Consider the following 1,941-nt stretch of genomic DNA (forward strand, 5'->3'; position numbering starts at 1 on the left):
TCTGCAGTCAAGCTCATAAAGTCATATGATGAAGATGGTATAAAGAAGTGGAAAAAAGAGATGAGTTATGGAAAAAGATCTTATATAGAAGGTTTTTTCTCGCGATTAAAAAAGACATTTGGATTTAGTTTTAGGAACAAATCTGAAATGAATCGTGAGAGGGAACTGCTACTCAAATGTTATTTGCTTAACAAATTTACTGAAATAGGCATGGCTAAATTTGAGATAGCTTCATAAATTTATTGTGCGTTACCTACTATCCGAAGAGCGATGCAACAAAGCCATTCCAGTGTCAAGCACTGGAATGACACCCTTCCGATGGGAACTGCTCTCAAACTACAACAGCATGAGTAGCTACAGAAGCTTTAATGATACAAGAAAAAATAAACAGCTATCATTTTTTTAGTAATTAAGTAAAATAGAGTGAAAGATTGCGAGGAAGTTTTGAAAAATAAGATAAAAAAGATAGTAATTTCAGGAAAGGAAGTGTGGCCAATCATCGAAGGTGGTAAAGGCATTGCAGTTAGTGATGGGAGATCAAGCGGAGCATTTGCTGCAGCAGATGCTGTGGGTACATTTTCTGGTGCAAATGCTAAGCTTATTGATGATAATGGCGAGTTAGTGCCACTAATTTATAAAGGCAAAACAAGAAATGAAAAGCATAGTGAATTGATTGAGTATAGTATTGAAGCTGGAATTAGTCAGGCAAGAATAGCAAATGAAATATCAAAAGGTCATGGAAGAATACACATGAATGTACTTTGGGAGATGGGAGCAGCAGAACGCGTACTTCATGGCATATTAGAAGGAGCGAAAGGTTTGATTCATGGTATTACCTGCGGTGCTGGTATGCCTTATAGGCTTGGAGAAATTGCAGCTAAATATCAGGTTTATTATTACCCTATTATCTCATCGGTGCGTGCTTTTAAAGCATTATGGAAGCGTGCTTACCAAAGAATATCTTCCTATTTGCTTGGTGGAGTAGTGTATGAAGATCCATGGCTTGCTGGAGGGCACAATGGACTGAGTAACAGTGAAGACCCAGAGCTACCACAGGCTCCATTTGAAAGAGTTGCAGAGCTTAGATCTTTCATGAACGAGATCGGTCTTTCAGAAACACCAATTGTTATGGCAGGAGGAGTGTGGCATTTGAAAGATTGGGAACATTGGTTTGACAATCTGCAAATTGGACCAATAGCTTTTCAGTTTGGCACTCGTCCACTTTTGACGAAAGAAAGCCCAATTTCTGCAGAGTGGAAAAAGAAGCTACTCACTTTAGAAGAAGGTGATGTATTTTTAAATAAATTCAGTCCAACAGGGTTTTACTCATCTGCGGTGAGGAATAATTTTATACGTGAGTTACAGGAACGAAAATTACATCAAGTAAATTTTTCAGAAAATGCCAGCGAAGAATCCAATAGTGAATTTGCAATGGGTAGCAGAGGTAGGAAGATCTACCTTACTGCAAAAGACAAAGAACTGGCAAATACATGGACTAAAGCAGGGTACACAGAAGCAATGAAAACCCCAGATTCAACTGTTATTTTTGTGACGCCAGATAAATTTAAACAAATAAGAGAAGATCAAATCAATTGTATGGGATGTTTGAGCCATTGTTTGTTTAGCAATTGGAAAGATCATGGTGACCATTCAACAGGACGAAAGCCAGATCCGCGTAGTTTTTGCATACAAAAAACACTGCAAAACGTTATACACGATGGTGATATTGAGAACGAACTCATGTTTTCCGGGCACAATGTGTACAAATTTAAGCAAGATCCATTTTATGAGAATGGCTACGTACCGGCAGTAAAAGAACTGGTGGAAAGGATATTGACTGGGTATTGAGTCAGTGACCTTACCCAGAAAAAGTGGAGAGAAAGTGTGGAATGTTTTTTACAAAAAGAATGATGCATCAAATTGTTCTGGAATGCAATAGTT

1 protein-coding gene and 1 pseudogene are annotated in these 1,941 nt (G+C 38.0%); both read left to right on the forward strand.

Annotated elements, in window-relative coordinates; genetic code table 11:
- Positions 1–237 (forward strand): annotated as a pseudogene (locus tag OZD64_RS01295) (IS5 family transposase); the annotation flags it as partial.
- Between the two features lie 207 nt (positions 238–444).
- Entirely contained in the window at positions 445–1,848 is a 1,404-nt protein-coding gene (locus OZD64_RS01300; protein ID WP_138265073.1) for an NAD(P)H-dependent flavin oxidoreductase, read from the forward strand.
- The last annotated feature ends 93 nt before the right edge of the window (positions 1,849–1,941 follow it).

Origin of the sequence: Wolbachia endosymbiont of Drosophila tristis (genome assembly GCF_028981745.1) — a bacterium.
In the GTDB taxonomy this organism is placed as follows: Bacteria; Pseudomonadota; Alphaproteobacteria; order Rickettsiales; family Anaplasmataceae; genus Wolbachia; species Wolbachia pipientis.